The sequence below is a fragment of the Allobosea sp. LjRoot237 genome, from assembly GCF_964253285.1.
Classification (GTDB): Bacteria; Pseudomonadota; Alphaproteobacteria; order Rhizobiales; family Beijerinckiaceae; genus Allobosea.
Genome location: NZ_CAXUQP020000001.1, coordinates 5,096,234 through 5,119,741, shown reverse-complemented (window position 1 = coordinate 5,119,741; position 23,508 = coordinate 5,096,234). Strand labels below are relative to the sequence as shown.

The window sequence follows — 23,508 nt, the reverse complement described above, 5'->3', positions numbered from 1 at the left end:
CGCCTCAGCCTCCCTGCATCGGCGCGAGGATCTCAAGCCGATCGCCTTCTGCGAGAACGGTCTGCGCCCGCGCGGCGGCGGATACGAAAGTCTCGTTCACGGCAGTCGCGACGACCGCCCCGGCATAGCCCAGCTCGGCCAGCGCCTCGGCCAGGACCGGGGCGGCGACCTCACGCGTGTCGCCGTTGACGATGATCTGCATCGGACAGCTCCTTGGATGCGATGAGACGATCGGCCGCCTGCCGGGCCAGTGCCGGCGAGAGCAGGAAGCCGTGGCGGAAAAGGCCGTTGAAACGGAGCACCCGGCCGTCCTCGACGATGCGGGGCAGGTTGTCGGGAAAGGCGGGGCGGACATCGGCGCGCAATTCGACGATCTCGGCCTCGCCGAAGGCTGGATGCAGCGCGTAGGCGGCACTGAGCAATTCGATTGCCGAGCGTGCGCTGACGCGACGGCGATCATCACTCTCGATCATCGTCGCACCGATCATGAAGTGCCCGTCGGAGCGTGGCACGACATAGAGCGGAATCCGCGGATGCAGCAGCCGGACCGGGCGGCTCAGGCTGATCTCGTTCGTACGCAGCACCAGCATCTCGCCGCGCACGCCGCGCAGCGCGCTCAGTCGGTCGCGAGCGGACAGGCCACGGCAATCGACGATGCGATCGGCGTCGAGCCCCGCCTCCTCGACCGCCACGCCATAATGGATCGGCACACCGGTCGCCCGAAGCGCCTGCGCCAGTGCCGCCATGGCCGGGCGCGGGTCGAGATGAGCCTCCTGCGCGAAGAACAGGCCTTGGCGGAAGCGGCCGGCGAGATCGGGCTCCAGCGCGGCAACGCTATCGGCATCGAGCCGCTCGAAGCCGTCCGTGCGTGCAGCAAAGCGCGTCAGCTCGCTGGCGTCGCGCGCCGGGGCGAGCACGAGCGTGCCATGCGCAAGCGTGCCGGGATAATGGCGCGGCCACCAGTCGAGCGCTTGCTGGCCCAGGGTTACGACCACCTCCTCGGCGCTCTCGCCTTCGCACCAGGGCGCCAGCATGCCGCCGGCGGACCAGGAGCACGCTTGCTCGCCGAGCGCGGCAGCGCGCTCGAACAGCTCGACCGCGACGCCGCGCTCGGCCAGTTCGAGCGCCGTCACGAGGCCGGCGACGCCGGCCCCGATCACAGCGACGCGCATGGCCCCTACTCCGCCGCCGGCAGATAGAGATTGCCGCCCTTCTTGAGGAACTCCTCCGACTTCTCCGCCATGCCCTGAGAGGCCATCGCTTCGAGCGCCGCACGCTCATTGTCGCCCATCGCCAGCACTTCGGCGCGCAGGTCCTGGGTGATTTTCATCGAGCAGAACTTGGGTCCGCACATCGAGCAGAAATGCGCGACCTTGTGGGCATCCTTCGGCAGGGTCTCGTCGTGGAAGGCGCGTGCCGTGTCCGGATCGAGCGCCAGGTTGAACTGGTCCTCCCAGCGGAAGTCGAAACGGGCGCGCGATACCGCGTCATCGCGGATCTTCGCGGCAGGATGGCCCTTGGCGAGGTCGGCGGCGTGGGCCGCGATCCGGTAGGTGATGACGCCGGTCTTGACGTCGTCGCGGTCCGGCAGGCCGAGATGCTCCTTCGGCGTGACGTAGCAGAGCATGGCGCAGCCGAACCAGCCGATCATCGCCGCGCCGATGCCTGAGGTGATGTGGTCATAGCCCGGCGCGATGTCGGTGGTCAGGGGTCCGAGCGTATAGAACGGGGCTTCGCCGCATTCGCGCAGCTGCTTGTCCATATTCTCCTTGATCTTGTGCATCGGCACATGGCCGGGGCCCTCGATCATCACCTGGCAGCCCTTGTCCCAGGCGGTCTTGGTGAGCTCGCCCAAGGTCTCCAGCTCGGCGAACTGGGCGCGGTCGTTGGCGTCGGCGATCGAGCCTGGACGCAGGCCGTCGCCGAGCGAGAAGGAGACGTCGTACTTGCGCATGATCTCGCAGATCTCGTCGAAGCGCTCGTAGAGGAAGCTCTCCTTGTGATGCGCCAGGCACCAGCGCGCCATGATCGAGCCGCCGCGCGAGACGATGCCGGTGACGCGCGAGGCCGTCAGCGGCACGTAGGGAAGCCTGACGCCGGCGTGGATGGTGAAATAGTCGACACCCTGCTCGGCCTGCTCGATCAGCGTGTCCTTGAACACCTCCCAGTCGAGCTTGATCGGGTCGCCGCCGACCTTCTCCAGCGCCTGGTAGATCGGCACGGTGCCGATCGGCACCGGCGAGTTGCGCAGGATCCAGGAACGGATGTTGTGGATGTTGCGGCCGGTCGAGAGGTCCATCACCGTGTCGGCGCCCCAGCGGATCGCCCAGACCAGCTTCTCGACCTCCTCGGCGGCGCCGGAGGTCACGGCCGAGTTGCCGATATTGGCGTTGATCTTGACCAGGAAGTTGCGGCCGATCGCCATCGGCTCGAGCTCGGGATGGTTGATGTTGGCCGGGATGATGGCGCGGCCCAGAGCGATCTCCTCGCGGACGAATTCGGGCGTGACGAATTCGGGCACCGAGGCGCCGAAGCTCTCGCCATCGGCATGGCGCTCGCGCGCGCCCTCCAGCATGGCGGCGCGGCCGAGATTCTCGCGATGCGCGACATAGGTCATCTCGGGCGTGATGATGCCGGCTTTGGCGAACTCGTATTGCGTCGCCATCTGGCCGGGCTTCGCCTCGAGGATCGCGCGCTGCGCCGGGCAGGCCGGGACGAGTTGCGCTTCGCTGATATGGCCGTTGTCGGCGGCCGTGACCATGCGGCCGGGCACCGTCTCGAAGCCGCGCGCATCGAGCCAGGCCCGGCGCGGCTGCACCAGGCCGGCATTGAGGTCGATCTTCGCATCGGTCTCGGTATAGGGGCCGGACGGATCGTAGATCCGCACCGGCGGCTCGGCGTCGGTGGTCAGGACGACCTCGCGGAAGGGCACGCGCATCTCGGGATGCTCGGGCGCTGCGACATAGATCTTGCGCGAGCCGATGATCGGCCCTGTCGTCACGCTCTGCGGCGCGGTTTTGACGCTGTTCTTCTGGGGCTTGGTGTGGGCGTTCATGTCAGGATCTCCTCCCTCTCAGGTTCAGGAGATCCGGGGCGTCTGACGGTCCAGTCGCTGTCTGCGGATGCACTTGTGGCGCAGCCGCGTTCCAGTCCCTCCGCCGGTATGACCCGGATCAGGTTCGATGGGTTCGGCCGTCAGGCCATCTCAGCTCTTATCGAGCACCCCTCGGAACGAGGCGGAGGTTAGAACCGTCGTGATCTGCGCGCAACTGGCAAAGGACTACGCCTTTGCGCCGCGCGGCCATGCGCGGCGAGCATTACACGCGGAGACGTCGGAAAATCAGGCGGTGATGTCGAGATTGCCGCCCTGCCCGGCGGGGAGCGTTGCCTGCTGCTGCTCGGACGCCTGCTGGAGCATCGTGACCAGCGCCTGATCGGAATCGGCGTTCTGCTTGACCATCTCAAGCTGGAGCGCCTGCTGCGTGGCAGCCGACTTCATGCTGACCAGGCTTTGTGCGATCGCGACCGACATTTCGCTCATGGCAGGCTCCTCGCCGCGAACATAGGCAGCGAGCCTTACCCAAATCTAAATCCGAACCCGCGAGCTCTAGCGGGTGGGCGCGATGATCGACGGCACCGGCTTAGGCATCGGGATGTCGCGGTTTGGCTCCGGCGGTCCCGAACGGTCTCGCGCCAGCCGCTCGCGCTCGCGCAGGACACGCAACCGCTCGGATTGCGGCTCGCTCTTTTGCAGTTCGCCGGCATTGGGCGCCATCGGCACGCCGGGCGCGCGCTGAGGTGGCGACGATTGCGCCGCGACGGCCTCGGCCGCAACGAGACCTAGGAAAATCAGCCCGATCAGGAACCAATGGGTCTTGCGCATGGCACCCCCTCCAGTCCAGCCGGCAGCCATGACCGGCCCGATGGAATAACCAGCAAGGGCCGGGCTGGTTCCAGCGCGGCTCCGGAATTGACCTCAACGCCGCCAGCTTTGACGTCGGCCGCAAGCGCTCAGTCGTCGCGCGCCTGGATCGAGCGGCTTGAGCAAAACGGGGCGGCGCCGTCGCGCCGCCCCGCTTCACCTCACTGCTGGTTCTGGCCGGTGAGCAGCGGCGTGATCCGGCGCAGCGTCACGCGGCGGTTCTCACGCGAATCGCCTTGCGTCTGGACCTTGGGATACTGCTCGCCATAGCCCTGCGTTGTCAGGTTCTCGGCGGGGATACCGAAATCGCGGGTCAGGATCTCGGCGACCGACTGGGCGCGACGATCCGAGAGCGACAGGTTGTCGATGTCGGAGCCGACCGCATCGGTATGGCCCTCGACCATGAAGACCTCGTTCGGTGCGCGCTCGACCGCCTGGCGCACCGCCTGCGCGATCACCCTGAGGCGCCCGCCCTGGTCCGGCGTGATGGTCCAGGAACCGGACTCGAAGTTGATCGTGTCGACGTCGACGCTGCGCATATGGGCGCGCAGATCGGGCGAGTAGCGGACCTCGTCGAGTGTGTAACGGCGTGGCACCGGGGCGACCGGCGGGGCGGTGATCGTCTCGTAGATCAGCCGCTCGTCGGCGCGCTCGGCATCGACGATGTAGCGCTCGCGCGGGATCCGCAGCGGCGGCGGTGGCAGCACCACCACCTCCTCGGCGAAGCGGGCCTGCGGCCCATCGCGGCGGACATTGTCGATCATCACGAACTCGGCGCCGTCGCGCTCGCGCCGCGAGCGGCGCAGCAGCCGGCCTTCGCTATCGGTCACCGTGACGATCTGCGTGCCATCGGGACGATTATAGACTGTCACATTCTCCTCGCCGCGACGCTCGCTGCGGGTGTCGAGGCCGAGATCGCGGAAGCGCTGGGTCTCGTCGTAGCGGATGACGGCCCGGTCGTCGTCGCCGCGGATGATGGTGCGGCCGGGCTCGCGGATGATGGTGACATCGCCCTCGCGGCGCTCCTCGCGCCGGCCGCGGACGTCGTCGAGCCGCGTCGCGCCTTGCGTCGCCATGATGCCGCCGATCGCAGCGGCACCGAGACCGATCGCAGCGGCGCCGCCGAGCCCGATGCCGCCACGGCGGCCCTGACGGTCAGGCACGGGCTGGCCCGGAATCCCAGGTTGCGCCGGCTGTGACAGGGCTCCGGGCTGCTGGCCCGGGACCGGCGCGGTTTGCGACGGCGCCGTTCCAGGCTGCGACAGAGTGCCAGGCGTACGGCCGGTGTTCGGAGCGGGGGCAGGCTGGCCGGTCGCAGGCTGACCAGTGCCGCCGAGCGCACCTTGACCGGGTGCGGGCTGTGCAGGTGCGGGCTGCGCAGGTGCCGCCTGACCCGGCGCGGTCTGCCCAGGCTGGCGGCTCAGGCCTGAAGGCTGCTGGGGCGGAGCTGTCGGTGCTGGCGCGCTGCCGGGCTGCGACAGAGCTCCGGGCGCGCGACCAGCGGGCGGCGCGGCAGCTGGCTGCCCGGGCTGAGGTTGGCCGGCCCTGGGCGCCGAGCCCGGCGTGGGGGCTGCCTGCCCAGGCGCGGGCTGAGCCGGGGCTGCCTGGCCGGGTTGACGGCTCAAGCCCGGCTGTTGCGACGGAACTGGCTGCAATGGAGCCGTACCAGGCTGCGACAGAGCCCCAGGCGCGCGGCCCGCAGGCGGCGCAGCGGAGGGCTGGCCCGACGGGGGCTGAGCGCTGCTACCCGGGGCCGCCGGACCTGGCACGGGGCGAGCGGGCGCCGCCGGCGCCGAGGGAGCAGCTGCGGGCGGCTGGCCCGGGGCCGTTTGCGCGGGCGCCGGCCGGCGCTGAGCGCCGTCACCCGATGGCGCTCCCGAGGCGTTGGGCTGGGCCGGCGGCACACCTGGCCGGGCGGGCGAAGGCTGCGGCGCGATCTGGCCTGGCGCCGGTCGCGGCGGTGTGGTCGGTGCGGCCGAAGGGGCGCGCGGCGCGCCTTGCGGAGCGGGCGGCGCGACCTGGCCAGGTGCAGGCGCCGCAGGCGGTGCGGGACGACGGGGCTGTTCGGGTTCGGCCCGGCCGGCAGGAGGTGCTGCTTGCGGCGCGGACGGCGGACGCGGGGCGCTCGGGGCCACCCCGGCCGGACGCTCCGGCGCAGCAGGGCGGGCCGCCGGCGGCTGGCCGGGCGCCGGCCGTGGGCCGGGGCGTTCCTGCCCACCGGGGGCGGGGCGCTCCTGCCCACCGGGCCGCTGGCGGCGCTGGTCCGGCCGGTCGTCATCACCCGACTGGGCCTGGGCGAGCTGGAGCGATGGAGCGGCGAAACTACCCTGCGACAGCACGATGGCGGGGATGAGGGTGCCGAGCAGGAGCAGGTTTTTCGTGCGCGTCATGACATCCGTTTCCAGTTGTTCTTCCGGATATGAACGCCCTCGCGCCCTGAATTCCGAATGAACCGAAAACGGCCGAAATCGGGCAAGGTTCCGCTGATCCAGCGGTATCCGACCCAAATTTACGCGGGGCTAGAGCCCCGCCTGCGCCTTCACATAGGCCGCGATCTCGGCATGCGTCGCAAACCAGACATCGCCCTTGGCCTTGGCGTGGCGTACCAGTTCCTCGAGCAGCCAGAAGCGCGAGCGATAGGTGATGATGTGCGGATGCATGGTGAGCAGGAAAAGCCCGCCTTCGGCGTAAGCGCCGTCGAATTCGCGCTTGAAGATGTCGAACACGGCCTCGGGCGCCGTATAGGGTCGCAGGGCCTGAAAGCGGTTCATGTTGAAGTAGACCGCGTCGTCGCGGATCCACTCGACCGGCAATTCGACCATGCCGGTAGGCTCGCCCTTGTCGATCAACTCGTAGGGATCGTCATCGGCGAAGAGCGATGAATCGTAGATGAGGCCGAGCTCGCGCTCGATGGCGAGCGTCACCTCGGAAAAATCCCAGGACGGCGTGCGCATGCCGACCGGCCTGACGCCCGTGACCTTCTCGAGCGTATCGGCCGAGCGCAGATGCAGCTCTCGCTCCGCCTCCGGCGGCACTGCCGTGTTGACCTCGTGGATCCAGCCATGCAGGCCGATCTCATGGCCTTCCGCAACGACGCGGCGCTGCTCGTCGGGGTAGAGCAGCGCGGTCACCGCCGGCACGAAGAAGCTCGCCTTGATCTCCTCGCGCGCCAGCATCGACAGGATGCGCGGCATGCCGACACGGTTGCCGTACTGGCCCCAGGACAGGCGGCCGACCGACTTGCCGCCGTCGCGCAATTCGTTGGTCTCGTGGTCGACGTCGAAGGAGAGCGCCACGGCGCAGCGCGCCCCGCCCGGCCAGCTCTTCGGCTTCAGATTGCGACCGGCACGGACCTGCTCGACCTTGCCGCGCCAGGTCTCCTCCGGCCATTGCCAGGGTTTCAGTTCGGTCATGGCGTTCCTCCTCTAGCATCGGACCGAAAAGTGGAATCCACCTTTCGGAAGAATCCGATGCGATAACAATGTGATGGATCATCGTGATCGCGTCCGTTCGGACGCGCGATGATCTATGCTCAGGCCGCCGCTTCGGGCAGCACCGGCACCGCCGCGAGCAGCCGCTTGGTGTAGTCATGTTGCGGATTGTCGTAGACCTCGCCCGCCGGCCCTTCCTCGACGATGCGGCCGCGATACATCACCGCAACCCGGTCGCAGAGATGCCGGACAACCGAGAGGTCGTGCGAGATGAAGATCAGGGTCAGGCCTAGCTCGGCCCGCAGGCGCATCAAGAGGTTGATGATCTGGGCCTGGATCGAGACGTCGAGCGAGGCGACCGGCTCGTCACAGACGACGAGGTCGGGCTGCATGGCGAGCGCGCGGGCGATGGCGACGCGCTGGCGCTGGCCCCCGGAGAACTGGTGCGGATAGCGGTCGGCGAAGGCCGGATCGAGTCCGACCGCCGCGAGCCAGTCGCGGACATAGTCGCGAGCGCTGGCCTTGTCGATCAGCCCATGGGCCAGCGGGCCTTCGGCGATGCCGTCGCCGATGCGCATGCGCGGGTTGAGCGAGGCGAACGGGTCCTGGAAGATGGTCTGGATGCGGGTGGTGAGCTTGCGCGCGCCTTGCCCCTCGCTCATCACCGGCCAGCCCTCGAAACGGATCGTGCCCGATGACGGCGCGTAGATGCCGGCGGCCATGCGTCCGAGCGTCGACTTGCCGGAGCCGGATTCACCGACGAGCCCGAGCGCCTCGCCGCGCGGCACGGTCAGGCTGACCTCATCAACGGCCATCACCGCCGATGGCGGCTGCAGCATGCCGAGCCGCTGGCCGAGTGCGCGCAGGGCGCCGGGCCGTGACTCGAAGCGTTTGCTGACGCGATCGGCGATGAAATAGGGCGCGCCAGGCACCGGAGCGGCAGTGGCCGATGCGAGGCTGCGCGCAGGCGGCGCGGCATCGGGCACGCCGCCGCCACGCAGCAGGAATTCGCCCGGCTTGGCGCGCGAGGGCAGGGCGTCGAGCAGAGCGCGGGTATAGGCGTGCCGCGGACGCGTCAGCACGTCCAGCACCGGCCCCGCCTCGACGATCTTGCCGAGCCGCATCACCGCGACGTGCTGGGCGATCGAGGCGACGGTGGCGAGGTCGTGGCTGATCCAGATCAGCGCGGTGCCGAGCTCGGCGACGAGTTCCTTCATCTCGACGAGGATCTCGGCCTGGATCGAGACATCGAGCGCCGTCGTCGGCTCATCGCAGATGATCAGCTTGGGGTGGTGCAGCAGCGCGATCGCGATCGCGACGCGCTGGCGCATGCCGCCGGAGAGCTGGTGTGGATAAAAATCGACCGTCGCCTCCGGGCGCGGAATGCGGACCTGGGCAAGGCCGGCAATGGCGCGCCGGCGCGCCTCAGCAGCCGAAACCTTCTCATGCGCCTCCAGCGCCAGCCTGATCTGCTCGCCGATGGTCAAAACCGGGTTCAGCGTCATCAACGGGTCCTGGAAGACCATCGAGACGACGCGGCCGCGTAAGTTGCGCAATTCGTCCGGCGCCAGGCCGACCAACTCGCGGCCCTCGAGCTTCACTGAACCGCTGGCGACGCGGCCGGGCGGGTCGATCAGGCCGATGATCGAGAAGCCGGTGACGCTCTTGCCCGAGCCGGATTCGCCGACGAGCCCCATCACCTCGCCGCGGCGCAGCGAGAAGGAGACACCGTCGACCGCCTTGACCACGCCGGCACGGGTGAAGAACTGCGTGGTGAGGTCGCTGATCTCAAGAAGGGGGGCGTCGGTCATGGCTTGCTCCCTTCTCCCACCCATCCCGGGCTTGCCCGAGATGGGCAGCTCAAAGTGTCAAAGTCGGCAACAGCCGACTTTGATGCGGGAGAAGGTGCCGGCAGGCGGATGAGGGGTCGCGCGACATTGCCTAACGCCATCGCCCCCTCAAAACGCCAATCGGTCAGCGTCGCGCGACCCCTCACCCCGGCCCTCTCCCGCAGGGGGAGAGGGGGAAGGGCGACGGCCGGTCCTGGCGAGACAGCCCTCATCGCTTCAGCCTCGGATTGACCTGGTCGCGGATCTGGTCGCCGACCAGGTTGATCGCGACGATCAGCAGGATCAGGGCAAGGCCGGGATAGATCGAGATCCAGTAGCGGCCGGACAGCATGTACTGGAAGCCATTGGCGATCAGCGATCCCAGCGAGGGCTCGGTCACCGGCAGGCCGACGCCGAGGAAGGAGAGCGTCGCCTCGAGCGCGATGGCGCTGGCGACCTGCACGGTTGCGACCACGATCAAAGGCGGCAGGCAATTCGGCAGGATGTGGCGCCAGATCACCTGCCGCGCCGGCAGCGGCGTCGAGAGCGCCGCCTCGACATAGTCCTTGCCGCGCTCGGCCGAGGCCGCGCCATGGGCGGTGCGGGCGAAATAGGCGTATTGTGCCGCAACCAGCGCGGTGATGAGCTGCGCCTTGCCCTGGCCGAGCAGCGCCGAAATCACCAGCGCGAGCAGGATCGCCGGGAAAGCGAGCTGCAGATCGATGACGCGCATAATGAAGGCCTCGCGCCGGCCGCCGAGATAGGCGGCGGAAATGCCGAGCGTTACGCCGATGGTGAAGGCGATCGCGCCGGCGACCAGCCCCATCTGCAGGGAGATGCGCAGGCCGTAGAGGATGGCGGAGAGGAGATCGCGTCCCTGGGCATCGGTGCCGAGCCAATGGGTGTAGCCGCTGGAGCCGACATAGCCGGGCGGGCGGCGCGCATCGGAGAGGACGAGATTGGCGAGGTCGTAGGGGTTCTGCGGCGCGATCAGTGGGGCGAGCAGGGCAAGGCCGATCATCAGGACGACGATGACGAGCGCCGCGACCGCAACCCGGCTCTCGCGGAACTCGCTCCAGAAGCGGGCGAGGGGCGTTTCCATTCGCATCACGCCCTTCCTTTCCGCAGGCGCGGATCGAGCGCGAAATAGGTCAGGTCGACCAGGAAGTTGATCATGATGAAGACGAAGGCGACCAGCATCAGATAGGCGACCATCACCGGCCGGTCGAGCGACTGGATCGAATCGATGATCAGCTTGCCGATGCCGGGCCACGAGAAGATCGTCTCGGTGACCACTGCGAAGGCGAGCGTCGAAGCGAATTCGAGGCCGAAGACGGTGACGAGCGGGATCGAGATCAGGCGCAGCACATGCCGGCGCAGGATGACGCTCTCCGGGATGCCGGCGGCGCGGGCGAACTTCACCGTGTCGGTCAGCATGATCTCGCGCGTGCCGGCCCGCGCCAGACGCGTCATCAGAGCGAGCTTGAAGAAAGCGAGGTTCAGCGCCGGCAGGAAGAGGTGCGAGAGACCGTTGAGCGTCAGGAAGCTCCATTCGACGCCGAAGAGCGCGGCGGTCTCGCCGCGTCCGCCGGCCGGCAGCCATTGCAGCTCGACGGCGAAGGTCATGATCAGGACGAGGCCGATCCAGAAGGTCGGCACCGAAAAGCCGAGGATCGAGAGCGCCATGATTCCTTTGGAAAGCGGACTTTCCGGCCGGTAGCCGGCATAGATGCCAGCGGGTATGCCGATCAGCGCCGCGCTCAGCACGGCCGCGAGGGTCAGCTCCAGCGTCGCCGGCAGGCGCGACAGGATGAGCTGGAGTACCGGCATACCGAAGACGAAGGAACGACCGAAATCACCGTGCAGGACGCGGCCGAGAAAGGTGAAATACTGCTCCCAGAGCGGCCTATCCAGACCGTAGCGGGCGATGGTCTCGAGCCGGATGTCCTGGCTGACATCGGGGCCGATCAGCACGTCGATCGGATTGCCGATCGCATAGACCCCGACGAAGACCAGCGCCGACATGACCAGCATGACGGCAAGCGCCTGCAAGATGCGCTCGGCGATGTGGGTCAGCATGCCGGCGCGCCGCGCGCAAACCCTCCCCCCTTGTGGGGGAGGGTTGGGAGGGGGGTATCGAGGGTCATATATTGGAAGGTTCTGTTCGCCCGGTGTCGAGAGCACCTTGCTCCCGCAGCCTCACGGCTGGCTACCCCCCTCTCTAACTCTCCCCCACAAGGGGAGAGAGGACCTGTCGCGCCGACCATCGCCCAAGATGCAGCGCCAGTGACGCTCACGGCCAGGTCTCGACCATGGCAGCGCGCGTCTCCTCGACTCCAACGGCCCAGAGCGCCAGCATCTCCTCGTCCGGGCGCTGATAGCGGCCATGGAAATTGCCGTCGCCGAGGATCTCGCGTTTCCGCTGCGGGTTGGCGGCGTGATAAAGTGCAGCGTCGAAAGGCGGCTTCACCGTATCCGGCAAGGTCACGCCCTCGAGCCGGGTCCAGGGGAAGTTCTCCATCCAGGAGGCATGCGAGGCGGCGGGGTCGACCGTCTTCACCGCCGCCTGGAAGCGTGGCCCGGCCCACCAATTGTGCATCTTGACGCTGGCGTCGGGGCGCTTGCCCATCCACTCGATCACCGCCGTCATCACCGGCGAATTGCCGCCATGGCCGTTGACCAGCACGATGCGGCGGAAGCCGGAACGGTAGACGCCTTCGAGCAGATCCTCGATCAGGGCAATGTAAGTGGTCATCCTGAGCGAGATCGTGCCTGGATAGGCGGTGAAGCCCGGCGTCATGCCGTAGGCCTGGACCGGGAAGACCGGGATGCCGAGTGGCTCGGCCGCTTCGGCGGCGATCCGCTCGGACAGGATCGCGTCGGTGGCGAGGCTCAAATAGGCGTGCTGTTCGACGCAGCCGAGCGGCAGCACGCAGCGATCGTCGCGCTTTGCCTGCTCTTCGATCTGCATCCAGTTCATCCGGGCGACGAGCACGGTGCTGATCCTTGCGTTTCGGCGAGACCGCGTCATCCTTGACAGCGGTATAAGAGACCGTCAAGTTCCATATGGAACTAAATAGGATGTCAGAGATGGCACGAGCCCCGACTTCCTTGTCCAAACTCGATCGCGACCGGGAGGTGGCGCTGCGCGAGCTCGATCCGCTGATCGTCACCAAGCTCTGGGACAATCCCTGCTGGCTGTCCTTCCGGCTGAATTTCATCGCCTTCCGCTTCAACGATCCGGTCTACCGCTGGATCGAGACGCGCTACGGTCTGGTGCGGCCGGAATTCGTCGCGCTTTACGCCGTCGGACTCAAGGGCGGCGTCGCCGCCAAGAACATCGTCTCCTCTTCCGGCCTGCCGAAGAACACGCTCTCGCGGGCGATCCAGAAGTTGCTGCAGCGGCGGCTGCTCAAGCGCGAGACCGATCCGGACGACCTGCGCAGCTATGTGCTGGCGCTGACGCCGGCCGGGCGCGCCATCTTCGACGAGACCATGCCGATGATGGTGGACCAGCAGACCACGATGCTGTCCGCCCTGACGGAAGCCGAGCAGAAGCAGCTCTGCGAGCTGATGGACAAGATGGTGATCGCCTCCTCGACCTGGCCTGCCGACCTCGAACCCGAAAGTTCCCAGTCATGACCTCGCCCTCCCGTCGCTCCCCGCTATGGCGCACCGCCGCTCTCGCCGCCCTTATCGGACTCCCGCTCTCCGGCGCCGCCCTGGCGCAGACCCTGACGATCGGGGTCCGGGCGGGCCCTGAATCGATCGACCCGCATTTCACCGCGACAGGCACCCATGCCGAAGCGCTGAAGCATGTCTTCGACACGCTGACCTGGTCGGGCGACAAGCTGCAGATCGAGCCGCGCCTCGCTACCAGCTGGAAGGCGATCGAGCCGAGCGTCTGGGAGTTCAAGCTGCGCCCCGGCGTCAAGTTCCACGACGGCTCCGACTTCACCGCCGAGGACGTCAAGTTCTCGATCGAGCGCATCCCGGTCGTGGCCGGCCCGAACCCGACGACGATCTATGTCCGGCGCGTCAAGGAGGTGAAGATCGTCGATCCGCTCACCGTCCACGTCGTCACCGACGGCCCGGCGCCGAACCTGCCGAACGATTTCATCCGGCTGTTCATCGTCTCGCACAAGGCCGCCGCCGGGCTGACCAAGGACAATGCCAACGACGCTTTCAACACCGGCAAGGCGGCGATCGGCACCGGTCCCTACAAGTTCGTGTCGTGGACGCCGAAGGACCAGCTCGTGCTCGAGCGCTTCGACGGCTACTGGGGCGAGAAGGAGCCGTGGCAGCGGGTGCTGCGCAAGGAACTGCCGAACGACGCCGCCCGCGTCGCCCAGCTCAAGGCCGGCCAGGTCGACATCATCGTGCGCGCCCCGGCTTCAGACGTGCCGACGCTGAAGCGCGACGCCAAGCTTTCGGTCACCACCGTCGACACGGTCTATGTCTTCAACATGGAACTCGACATGCGGGACAAGTCCCCGCAGGTCAGCGCCAAGGACGGCTCAGCCCTGCCGAAGAACCCGCTGCAGGACGTCAAGGTGCGCGAGGCGATCGACCTCGCCATCGACCGGCCGGCACTGGTGGAGATCGCGATGGAAGGGCTCGGCTCGGCCGTCAGCCAGTTGGTGACCCCCGATATCGCCGGCTACAACAAGAGCCTGCCGCCGCTGAAGCCGGATCTCGCCAAGGCGAAGAAGCTGATGGAGGAGGCCGGCTATCCCAATGGCTTCAAGGTCTCGTTCTCCTTCACCAATGATCGCCTGCCGGGCGACCGTCAGGTCGGCACCTCGATCGCGCAGATGCTGGCGCGCATCGGCATCGACGTGAACGCCAACGCCCAGCCGGGCGCCGTCTTCTTCCCGGCGCGCCTGCGCGGCGACTTCTCGCTGTCGATGTCGGGCTGGGGCACGCTGACCGGCGAGGCGAACTATACGCTCTCCTCGGTGGTGCATTCGAACGACCCGGCCAAGAAGCTCGGCGCCTTCAACGTGCTCGGCTACAAGAACGCCGAACTCGACAAGCTGATCGAGGACGCCGCGATCGAGATGAACGAGGCCAAGCGCAACGACCTCCTGGCCCAGGCCAACGCCATCGTCGCCAAGGACCGGCCGCGCCTGCCGATCCTCGCGGTCGGCTCGGCCTGGGCGATGCAGAAGGCCAAGGTGACGATCCGCCCGCGCGTCGACGAGGACACGCTGGCGATGGACATCAAGCCTGTGAAGTGAGGCTCCCTTTCCTTCTCCCCTCCGGGGGAGAAGGTGGCAGCGCGAAGCGCTGACGGATGAGGGAAAGGCAGGCTCGACCTGCCCGGCTCTCACCCAGCCGCACCGCCCTCATCCGTCTGCTTTGCAGACACCTTCTCCCCCGAGGGGAGAAGGATTCATGTCGAGGATTTTATCATGACCATTGCCCTCGCCATCCATGGCGGCTGCGGCACCTTGCCCAAGGCCGAGATGACTGACGGCGAATGGGCCGAGGCCAAGGCCCATCTCGCCAAATCGCTGCGCGCCGGCTGGGCGATCCTGACCAAGGGCGGCAGCGCGGTCGACGCGGTCGAGGCCGCCGTGCTGGTGATGGAGGATTCGGTCCATTTCAACGCCGGCCATGGCGCTGCCTTCAATGCCGATGGCGAGCATGAGCTCGACGCCTCGATCATGGATGGCTCGACACTGGCCGCCGGCGCGCTCTGCGCGGTCAAGCGCATCCGCAACCCGGTCAGCGCCGCTAAGGCGCTGATGCATCGCGGCGATCCGCTGCTGCTGACCGGGCCGGCAGCCGACGCCTTCGCGCAGACCGAAGGGCTCGACATCGTCGAGAACGAGTATTTCTCGACCGAGCGGCGCCGCAAGAACCTGGCCTCGATGAAGATCCGCGAGCTCGTCGGCACGGCGGACGAGGCGAGCGAGGCCGAGAAGCACGGCACCGTCGGCGCGGTCGCGCTCGATTCCCACGGCCATCTCGCCGCCGCGACCTCGACCGGCGGCTACACCAACAAGCCCCCGGGACGCGTCGGCGATTCCCCGATCATCGGCGCCGGCACCTATGCCCGCGACGGGCGCTGCGCCGTCTCGGGCACCGGCAAGGGCGAGTTCTTCATCCGCTACTGCATCGGCCACGAGATCGCGTCGCTGATCGGCTATGCCGACCTCTCCCTCAAGGAAGCATCCGATCGCGCCATTGCCGAGCTCACCGCGCACAAGATCGGGGCGGGCCTCGTCGCGGTCGATGCCGATGGCGCGATCGTCGCGCCGCACAACACCGATGGTATGTATCGCGGCTGGGTGACGCCGGACGGGCTCGTCCATGTCGGAACGCATGCCGATGTCGAGGTGATGGGGCAGGCATGAGCGGCGAACCCATCCTGATCTGGGGCGCCGGCGCGATCGGCGGCACGCTCGGCGCCTACTGGGTCCGGGCCGGGGTGCCGGTGCTGATGGTCGACATCGTGCCCGAGCATGTCGAGGCTTGCCGGACATCGGGACTTACGATCACTGGCCCCGTCGAGGAATTCCGGCAGGTCGTGCCGGCGGTGACGCCAGGCGAACTGACCGGCACCTATTCGCGCATCGTGCTCGCGGTGAAAGCCGGCGCCACGGAAACCGCACTTGCCGCCCTGAAGCCGCATCTCGCTGCCGATGGCTTCGTGCTCTCGGCCCAGAACGGGCTCAACGAGATCACTATCGCCCAGGCGGTCGGCGCGGAGCGGACGATGGGCTGCTTCGTCAATTTCGGCGCCGACTGGCACGGGCCGGGCGAGATCCTCTACGGCAATCGCGGCGCCGTGGTCGTCGGCGAGCTCAACGGTGTCGAGACCCCGCGCGCGTGCGAGATGCACCGACTGCTCGCGCTGTTCGAGCCGGACGCCATCCTGACCGACAACATTTACGGCTATCTCTGGGGCAAGCTCGCCTATGGCGCGATGCTATTCGGGACAGCCCTGACCAATGACTCGATGTCGGCGAACTTCGCCGATCCGGAGCGGCTGCCGGTCTGGCTGGCGCTCGGGCGCGAGGTCGGCGCGGTCGCGGCGGCACGCGGGGTGAAATCGCTCGGCTTCGGCGGCTTCGACCCCAACGTGTTCGCGCCGGGCGCGCCCGAAGGTCCGCAGATCGAGACGATCGCCTGGCTCGCCGACTACACCTCCAAGACCGCCAAGACCCATTCCGGCATCTGGCGTGACCTCGCCGTGCGCAAGCGCAAGACGGAAGGCGGGCCGCAGATCGGCATCATCTCGACGCTCGGTCGCGAGGTCGGCGTCGCGACGCCGGCGCTCGAGACGCTGGTCGCCCTGATCCGCGACATCGAGGACGGACACCGCCCCATGTCATCAGACACGCTGAAGGTATTGATCGACCAATGCAGATCCGCTTCGACGGCCGCGTAGCCCTCGTCACCGGTGCCGCCCAAGGTATCGGCCGCGCCATCGCTGCCGCACTTGTCGAGGCCGGCGCCCGCGTTCATCTCGCCGATCTCGATGCCGAGGGCGTCGCCGCCAGCGCCGGGGCGATCGGCGCGGGCGCCCATGTCGCCGATCTCGGCAGCCCGGCGGCGACGCGGGAGCTGGTTGACGCGATCCTCGCTGCCGAGGGCCGGCTCGACCTGCTGGTCAATGCCGCCGGCGGCGTGCGCGGACAGGTCGGCCGGCCGATCGAGGAGATCTCCGAGGGCGACTGGCGTGCGGTCTTCGCCGCCAATGTCGACGCCGCCTTCTTCCTGTCGCAGGCGGCCGCACCGGCGATGAAGCAGGCCGGATATGGCCGCATCGTCAACATCTCCTCCGGTGCCGGCCTGCGGCCGAGCCTGACCGGCATCCAGGCCTATGCCAGCGCCAAGCATGCGCTCGTCGGCCTGACCAGGCAGCTCGCCTGGGAGTTCGGGCCGCACGGCATCACCGTGAATTCGGTCGCGCCCGGCTTCGTCCGCTCCAACCCGGCGACCGAGCGGCAATGGGAATCCTATGGCCCCGAAGGTCAGAAGCGCCTGATCGAGGGCATCCACACCCGCAAGCTCGGCACGCCTGAGGACATCGCCCATGCCAGCCTGTTCTTCCTCTCCGAACAGGCTGGTTGGGTGACCGGCCAGATCCTCTCGGTGGATGGCGGGCGCTCCTGAGCGCATCTCGACGCGAGTCTGGGCGTGCAACAAGCCTCCGCGTGCAATAAGCGAATTGCCGACTGCGACATGAATCGCAGCGCCGGGAGGAGCATCAGTGGTGCGCAATTTCGATCTTGCCATTGTCGGCGCCGGTATCGTCGGCCTGGCCCATGCGCTCGCGGCGGCGCGACGCGGGCTGAAGGTCGTCGTCGTCGACCGCGATGCCCAAGCGAACGGCGCCTCGATCCGCAATTTCGGTTTCGTCTCGGTGACCGGCCAGCAGGCCGGCCAGACCTGGCAGCGGGCGCGGCGCTCGCGCGACATCTGGGCTGAGATCGCGCCGAAGGCCGGCATCGCCGTCAGCCATGCGGGGGTCTGCGTCACCGCTCGCCGGCCGGAGACGGTCGCGACGCTCGAAGCCTTCCTCGCGACCGAAATGGGCGAGGATTGCGAGCTGGTCGCCGGCCCGGCGCTCGGCGCGCGCTTCCCCTTCCTCGTCGGCCAGCAGGCGGCGCTGTGGAGCCCCTATGAATTGCGCGTCGAATCGCAAGAGGCGATCCCGCTGCTCGCCGCCCATCTCGAACGCGACTGGGGCGTCACCATCCTGCGCGGGACCGACGTGCACGGCGTGGCGCTGCCGGTGATCGAGACTTCGGCGGGGCGCCTGCGGGCGGACGCCGCGATCATCTGCCCGGGCGACGATTTCACCGGTCTCTGTGCCGATGAGCTCAAGGCCACCTATCCGGCCCTGACCCGCTGCAAGCTGCAGATGCTGCGGGTGCGGAGCGCTGCCGCCGGTCCGGACCTGCCTTGCGCCGTGATGTCCGACCTCTCGGTGGTGCGCTATCTCGGCTATGCCGAACTGCCGGAATCTGCAGCCCTGCGCGCCCGGATCGAGCGCGAGCAGCCGGAGCAGCTCGCCAACGGCATCCACCTGATCGTCGTTGCCTCGACCGATGGCACACGCGTCGTCGGCGATTCCCATCATTATGCCGCAACGCCCGACCCGTTCGGCGATACCGGTGTCGACGAGCTGATGCTCGACGAATACGAGGCGGTGTTCGGCAACCGCCCGCCGGTCGAGGCGCGCTGGCTCGGCACCTATGCCAGCCTGCCAGACCGGCCGATGCTGCGTGAGGGCATCGCCGATCGGATCAGCCTGGTCATCGTCACCTCGGGAACCGGAGCGTCGACCGCCTTCGCCATCGGCGAAGAAACGATTGCGGAGATGTTCGGCTGAACGCCCTTCATCGCCCCTGATCGACAGAGATACTTCGCAGCTGCCCGATCCCGCGGCAGCGCCGCCTGTTTTTCGACGATTGACAAACTGCGAAACGCAGCGGAGATTTCATACGCATACAAACGAATTTTCACCCTGGCTTGTTGCATCGCACTGCACTGGCCTACGGTAGGAAATCGCGCAGCGAGGGGCTGTGAATGCGTAAGTCGAGCGATCAACGGGAGAGCCATCGAATGGACCGTCGCCAATTCGTCAGCGGAGCTGCGCTCGGCGCCGTCACGCTGGCCACGCCATCGCTGCTGCGCGCCCAAGGCGCGCCGATCAAGATCGGCGAGATCAACAGCTATACCTCGCAACCCGCCTTCCTGAAGCCCTATCGTCAGGGCTGGGAGCTGGCGCTGGAGCAGGTCAACGCCGGCGGCGGCGTGCTCGGCCGCAAGATCGAGACGCTGTTCCGCGACGATGCCGGCAAGCCCGAGGATTCGGTGCGCCTCGCCGGCGAGCTGATCAACGCCGAGAAGGTCGATCTGCTCTCGGGCGGCTTTCTCTCCAATGTCGGCCTCGCTATCGCCGACTACGCCCTGCAGAACAAGCGGCTCTACGTCGCCTCCGAGCCGCTCTCGGACGCGATCGTCTGGGCCAAGGGTAACCGCTACACCTTCCGCCTGCGACCCTCGACCTACATGCAGGCGGCGATGCTGGTCGAGGAAGCGGCCAAGCTCCCGGCCAAGAAATGGGCGCTTGTTGCGCCGAACTACGAATACGGCCAGTCGGCGGTGAAGTGGTTCAAGGAGCTCTTGAAGAAGGCCAAGCCGGACGTCGAGTTCGTCGCCGAGCAGTTCCCGGCGCTCGGCCGCATCGATGCGGGCGCGACCGTGCAGGCGCTTGAGGCGGCCAAGCCCGACGCGATCTTCAACGTCACCTTCGCCGCCGACCTCTCGAATTTCGTTCGCCAGGGCAACACCCGCGGGCTGTTCGAAGGGCGGACAGTGGTCTCGATGCTGACTGGCGAGCCTGAATATCTCGACCCGCTCGGCGCCGAGACGCCGGTCGGCTGGATCGTCACCGGCTATCCGCATGCCGAGATCCAGACGCCCGAGCACGTCAAGTTCCGCGACGCCTACAAGGCGAAGTACAACGACTATCCGCGCCTCGGCTCGGTCGTCGGCTACGACACCATGAACGCCATCGCCGCGGGCCTCGCCAAGGCGGGCACGACCGACACCGAGAAGCTGGTCGATGCGCTGAAGGGGCTGAAATTCTCCTCGGCCTTCGGCCCGGTCGAGTTCCGCGCCTCCGACCATCAGTCGACGCTCGGAGCCTATGTCGGCAAGACCGCGGTCAAGGACGGCAAGGGCGTGATGGTCGATTGGCGCTATGCCGACGGCGCCAAGTACCTGCCGTCCGATGCAGAGGTGAAGACGCTTCGCCCGGCGGGCTGAAGCGCCAGGCTTCGACCTGATCTAGATTAAGCTACCCGGCCGCGGCATGCCGCTGCGGCCGCGGGAGGATTGCGCCCTTTTTCGCCTGTTTCGATGGAACCCGGCATGATCGATCTGATCTTCGCGCAGACGCTCAACGGCCTGGCCTCGGCCTCGTCGCTCTTCCTCGTCGCCTGCGGGCTGTCGATCATCTTCGGCGTGACGCGGATCGTGAACTTCGCGCATGGCTCCTTCTACATGCTCGGCGCCTATCTCGCCTTCACGCTGGTCTCGCGCTTCGGTCCGGCCGACGTGCTCGGCTTCTGGGGCGGCGTGCTCTTGGCGGCGCTGATCGTCGCGGCGCTCGGCGCCATCGTCGAGATCGTCATCCTGCGCCGGATCTACCAGGCGCCAGAACTATTCCAGCTGCTCGCGACCTTCGGCCTGGTGTTGATGGTGCAGGACATCGCGCTCGGTATCTGGGGGCCGGAGGACAAGCTCGGCCCGCGCGCACCCGGCTTCAAGAGCTTCGTCGTGCTGATGGGTAGCCGCTTCCCGAGCTACGAGCTCTTCCTGATCGTGGTCGGGCCGATCATGCTCGGCCTGCTCTGGTTCCTGTTCCAGAAGACGCGCTGGGGCACGCTGGTGCGGGCCGCGACGCAGGACCGCGAGATGGTCGGCGCACTCGGGGTCAACCAGCGCCTGCTCTTCACCTCGGTCTTCGCCTTCGGCGCGGGGCTAGCCGCGCTCGGCGGCGCCCTTCAGCTCCCGCGCGAGGCGGTGAACCTGCACATGGACCTGTCGATGATCTCGGAGGCCTTCGTGGTCGTGGTCGTCGGCGGGCTCGGCAGCGTCACCGGCGCCTATCTCGCGGCCGTGCTGATCGGCATCATCCACGCCTTCGGCATCCTGGTCTTCCCGAAGATCACGCTGGTGCTGGTCTTCCTGGTGATGGCGGTGGTGCTGGTGATCAAGCCCTATGGGCTGATGGGCAAGCGCCCGGTCGGCAGCGCCCATGCCCATGGCCCGGTCGAGCCGCTGCTCCTGCCGGCGAGCGCGAACGTCAAGCTGATCGGGCTCGCGGCGCTTGCCGTATTGCTGCTCGCGCCCTTCATCGTCGCCGATCATTGGCTGCTGACGCTGACCGAGCTCTCGATCTTCGCGCTCTTTGCGGCATCGCTGCACTTCATGATGGGCCCGGGCGGCATGGCCTCCTTCGGCCACGCCGCCTATTTCGGGCTGGGCGCCTATGGCGCAGCCCTGGCGGTGAAGTGGCTGGGCATGCCGATGCTGCCGGCGCTCGCCTTTGCGCCCTTCCTCGCCGGTATTGCCGGCTTCGTCTTCGGCTGGTTCTGCGTGCGGCTGTCCGGCGTCTATCTGGCGATGCTGACGCTCGCCTTTGCCCAGATTGCCTGGGCGACCGCCTTCCAATGGGTCGACGTCACCGGCGGCGACAACGGCATTCTCGGCGTCTGGCCGGCGGCCTGGGCAAGCTCGAAGCTGGTCTACTACTATCTCGCGCTGGCGATCTGCGTCGCCGCGATCCTCTGCCTTCGCGTCGTGGTCTTCGCGCCCTTCGGCTATGCCTTGCGGGCCGGGCGCGACAGCCCGCTCCGGGCCGAAGCGATCGGCCTGCCGGTGATGCGGATCCAGTGGATCGCCTTCATCATCGCCGCCTTCGCCGCCGGCATCGCCGGCGCCCTCTTCGCCTTCTTCAAGGGCTCGGTCTTCCCGACCTATATGGCGATCCCGCGCTCGGTCGACGGCCTCCTGATGGTGCTGCTCGGCGGCGTCCAGACCGTCTCGGGCCCGATTGTCGGCGCCTTCGCCTTCATGGGCCTGCAGGAGCAGCTGATGAAGGCGACGATGTACTGGCGCTTTGTGCTCGGCGCTTCGATCGTCCTGCTCGTTATCCTCTTCCCCCGCGGCCTGGTCGGCACGGCGCTCGCCTTGTCAGGACGACGCCGCGAGGCCGAGCCCGCTCCGCCCGTCGCCGCTGCGCCGGAGCCTGCCCGATGACCCCGGTCCTGGAAGTCCGCAATCTCGGCAAGTCCTTCGGCGGCGTCCGCGCCGTCGACGATGTCAGCTTCTCGGTCGAGGCCGGCAAGCTGCTGGCGCTGATCGGCCCCAATGGCGCCGGCAAGACCACCTGCTTCAACATGCTGAACGGCCAGCTCCCCTCCGACCGCGGCGAGGTGATCTTCGACGGCAGGACGATCACCGGCCTGAAGCCACGCGAGGTCTGGCGGCTCGGCGTTGGGCGTACCTTCCAGATCACCGCGACCTTCGCCTCGATGAGCGTGCGCGAGAACGTGCAGATGGCGCTGATCTCGCATGCCGGCGAGACCTGGACGCTGTTCGGCCGGGCCAAGGACCGCCATGTCGCCGAGGCCGACGCCTTGCTGAAGCACGTCGGCATGCTCGACCAGGCCGAGCGCGCCTGCGGCGTGCTCGCCTATGGCGACCTGAAGCGGGTCGAGCTTGCGGTCGCGATCGCCAACAAGCCAAAACTCCTGCTGATGGACGAGCCGACCGCCGGCATGGCGCCGCGCGAGCGCATCGCGCTGATGGCCCTGACCGCCGAGATCGCCCGGGAGCGCGGCATCGCCGTGCTGTTCACCGAGCACGATATGGACGTGGTCTTCGCCCATTCCGACGCGATCCTGGTGCTCGACCGCGGCAAGCTGATCGCCAAGGGCCGGGCCGAGGAGGTCCGCAACGATCCAGCCGTGCGCGCGGTCTATCTCGGCTCCGGCGCGACCTCGGGAGGCCACTGATGCTCGATATCGAAGGGCTCAACGCCTATTATGGCCGCGCCCATATCCTGCACGGCGTCGGCTTCTCGATGGGCCGCGGCGAGGTGCTGGCGCTGATGGGCCGCAACGGCGCCGGCAAGTCGACGACGATGAAGGCGGTGATGGGGCTGGTGCCGCCGCAGGCAGGCCGCGTCGTCTTCGAGGGGCACACGATCGTCGGGCGCGAGCCGTTCGAGATCGCCCGCCTCGGCATCGGCTATGTGCCGGAGGAACGGCGGGTCTTCTCCGAGCTCAGCGTGATGGAGAACCTCTCCGTCGCGCAGCGGCCGAAACGCGAGGACGCACCACACTGGACGCCGGAGCGCTTGTTCCAGCTCTTCCCCAATCTCGGCCGCATGCGCGACCGGCCGGGCGGGGCGATGTCCGGCGGCGAGCAGCAGATGCTGACCATCGCCCGCACGCTGATGGGCAATCCCAAGCTCGTCCTCCTCGACGAGCCCTCGGAAGGCCTCGCCCCGGTCATCATCGAGGAGATGGCCAAGACCATCCTGGCGCTGAAGAGCGAAGGGCTCTCGGTGCTGATCTCCGAGCAGAACCTGCACTTCGCCGGCTCGGTCGCCGACCGCGCCACCATCATCGAGAAAGGGCTGATCCGCTTCACCGGCACGATGGACGAGCTCAAGGCCGACGAGGCGGTGCGAGCGCAGTATCTCTCGGTGTGAACGGTCCATCGCGGAACCGCGTCGTCTTTCCGGGGCGCTGCGTAGCAGCGAGCCCGGAACCCAGAACCGATACCGCCT

The 23,508-nt window shown here is 67.8% G+C and carries 21 protein-coding genes and 1 riboswitch; of the genes, 10 read left to right on the top strand and 11 right to left on the bottom strand.

The genetic code is table 11. From position 1 onward, the window contains the following. Positions 1–4: 4 nt before the first annotated feature. The 11 genes from thiS to ACSQ24_RS24850 form a co-directional block, all read right to left on the bottom strand. Entirely contained in the window at positions 5–202 is a 198-nt protein-coding gene (gene thiS / locus ACSQ24_RS24900) for a sulfur carrier protein ThiS (RefSeq protein ID WP_436097281.1), read from the bottom strand. Beyond that, the gene (gene thiO, locus ACSQ24_RS24895) at positions 171–1,172 is read right to left on the bottom strand and encodes a glycine oxidase ThiO (RefSeq protein ID WP_436097280.1); all 1,002 of its coding nucleotides are present in this window, start codon (positions 1,170–1,172) and stop codon (positions 171–173) included. The genes thiS and thiO overlap by 32 nt, the downstream gene beginning before the upstream one ends. Positions 1,173–1,177: 5 nt before the next feature. Then, positions 1,178–3,055: a phosphomethylpyrimidine synthase ThiC gene (gene thiC, locus ACSQ24_RS24890; RefSeq protein ID WP_436097279.1), complete on the bottom strand. Its 1,878-nt coding sequence runs from the start codon at positions 3,053–3,055 to the stop codon at positions 1,178–1,180. A 77-nt stretch (positions 3,056–3,132) separates the two neighbouring features. Then, positions 3,133–3,237, bottom strand: a riboswitch (TPP riboswitch). Between the two features lie 103 nt (positions 3,238–3,340). Further along, entirely contained in the window at positions 3,341–3,541 is a 201-nt protein-coding gene (locus tag ACSQ24_RS24885) for a hypothetical protein (protein ID WP_436097278.1), read from the bottom strand. 66 nt (positions 3,542–3,607) lie between these two features. Continuing rightward, positions 3,608–3,883, bottom strand: coding sequence for a hypothetical protein (locus ACSQ24_RS24880; RefSeq protein WP_436097277.1), 276 nt, complete (start codon positions 3,881–3,883; stop codon positions 3,608–3,610). A 200-nt stretch (positions 3,884–4,083) separates the two neighbouring features. Further along, complete coding sequence (locus ACSQ24_RS24875) at positions 4,084–5,085, bottom strand: OmpA family protein (protein WP_436097276.1); 1,002 nt, start codon at positions 5,083–5,085, stop codon at positions 4,084–4,086. Positions 5,086–6,441: 1,356 nt separating this feature from the next. Continuing rightward, complete coding sequence (locus ACSQ24_RS24870) at positions 6,442–7,335, bottom strand: polysaccharide deacetylase family protein (RefSeq protein WP_436097275.1); 894 nt, start codon at positions 7,333–7,335, stop codon at positions 6,442–6,444. 119 nt (positions 7,336–7,454) lie between these two features. Further along, positions 7,455–9,164 carry a dipeptide ABC transporter ATP-binding protein gene (locus ACSQ24_RS24865; protein ID WP_436097274.1) on the bottom strand — a complete coding sequence of 570 codons (1,710 nt, stop codon included), beginning with the start codon at positions 9,162–9,164 and terminating at the stop codon, positions 7,455–7,457. A 247-nt stretch (positions 9,165–9,411) separates the two neighbouring features. After that, positions 9,412–10,284: an ABC transporter permease gene (locus ACSQ24_RS24860; RefSeq protein ID WP_436097273.1), complete on the bottom strand. Its 873-nt coding sequence runs from the start codon at positions 10,282–10,284 to the stop codon at positions 9,412–9,414. 5 nt (positions 10,285–10,289) lie between these two features. Next, entirely contained in the window at positions 10,290–11,261 is a 972-nt protein-coding gene (locus tag ACSQ24_RS24855; RefSeq protein ID WP_436097272.1) for an ABC transporter permease, read from the bottom strand. A gap of 214 nt (positions 11,262–11,475) precedes the next feature. After that, on the bottom strand, positions 11,476–12,177 hold the full coding sequence (locus ACSQ24_RS24850) for a creatininase family protein (RefSeq protein ID WP_436097271.1): 702 nt from the start codon (positions 12,175–12,177) through the stop codon (positions 11,476–11,478). 116 nt (positions 12,178–12,293) lie between these two features. Between ACSQ24_RS24850 and ACSQ24_RS24845 the strand changes: the two genes are divergently transcribed. The 10 genes from ACSQ24_RS24845 (at position 12,294) to ACSQ24_RS24800 (ending at position 23,430) form a co-directional block, all read left to right on the top strand. Then, on the top strand, positions 12,294–12,824 hold the full coding sequence (locus ACSQ24_RS24845) for a MarR family winged helix-turn-helix transcriptional regulator (RefSeq protein WP_436097270.1): 531 nt from the start codon (positions 12,294–12,296) through the stop codon (positions 12,822–12,824). Beyond that, positions 12,821–14,422 carry an ABC transporter substrate-binding protein gene (locus ACSQ24_RS24840; protein WP_436097269.1) on the top strand — a complete coding sequence of 534 codons (1,602 nt, stop codon included), beginning with the start codon at positions 12,821–12,823 and terminating at the stop codon, positions 14,420–14,422. Before ACSQ24_RS24845 ends, ACSQ24_RS24840 begins: the two co-directional genes overlap by 4 nt. 171 nt (positions 14,423–14,593) lie before the next feature. Beyond that, positions 14,594–15,544, top strand: a complete 951-nt coding sequence (locus ACSQ24_RS24835) for an isoaspartyl peptidase/L-asparaginase family protein (RefSeq protein WP_436097964.1) — start codon at positions 14,594–14,596, stop codon at positions 15,542–15,544. Beyond that, positions 15,541–16,581: a ketopantoate reductase family protein gene (locus tag ACSQ24_RS24830; protein WP_436097268.1), complete on the top strand. Its 1,041-nt coding sequence runs from the start codon at positions 15,541–15,543 to the stop codon at positions 16,579–16,581. The genes ACSQ24_RS24835 and ACSQ24_RS24830 overlap by 4 nt, the downstream gene beginning before the upstream one ends. Beyond that, on the top strand, positions 16,554–17,309 hold the full coding sequence (locus tag ACSQ24_RS24825) for an SDR family NAD(P)-dependent oxidoreductase (protein WP_436097267.1): 756 nt from the start codon (positions 16,554–16,556) through the stop codon (positions 17,307–17,309). Before ACSQ24_RS24830 ends, ACSQ24_RS24825 begins: the two co-directional genes overlap by 28 nt. Positions 17,310–17,409: 100 nt before the next feature. Beyond that, a complete protein-coding gene (locus ACSQ24_RS24820) occupies positions 17,410–18,531 on the top strand; it encodes a TIGR03364 family FAD-dependent oxidoreductase (protein WP_436097266.1) in 1,122 nt (373 codons plus the stop codon). Positions 18,532–18,764: 233 nt separating this feature from the next. Next, entirely contained in the window at positions 18,765–19,973 is a 1,209-nt protein-coding gene (locus tag ACSQ24_RS24815; protein WP_436097265.1) for an ABC transporter substrate-binding protein, read from the top strand. Positions 19,974–20,078: 105 nt separating this feature from the next. Further along, the gene (locus ACSQ24_RS24810; protein WP_436097264.1) at positions 20,079–21,971 is read left to right on the top strand and encodes an ABC transporter permease; all 1,893 of its coding nucleotides are present in this window, start codon (positions 20,079–20,081) and stop codon (positions 21,969–21,971) included. Then, the gene (locus ACSQ24_RS24805; RefSeq protein ID WP_436097263.1) at positions 21,968–22,729 is read left to right on the top strand and encodes an ABC transporter ATP-binding protein; all 762 of its coding nucleotides are present in this window, start codon (positions 21,968–21,970) and stop codon (positions 22,727–22,729) included. Before ACSQ24_RS24810 ends, ACSQ24_RS24805 begins: the two co-directional genes overlap by 4 nt. Then, positions 22,726–23,430 (top strand): ABC transporter ATP-binding protein, encoded by a 705-nt coding sequence (locus ACSQ24_RS24800; RefSeq protein WP_436097963.1) that lies wholly within the window; start codon positions 22,726–22,728, stop codon positions 23,428–23,430. Before ACSQ24_RS24805 ends, ACSQ24_RS24800 begins: the two co-directional genes overlap by 4 nt. Positions 23,431–23,508: the final 78 nt, after the last annotated feature.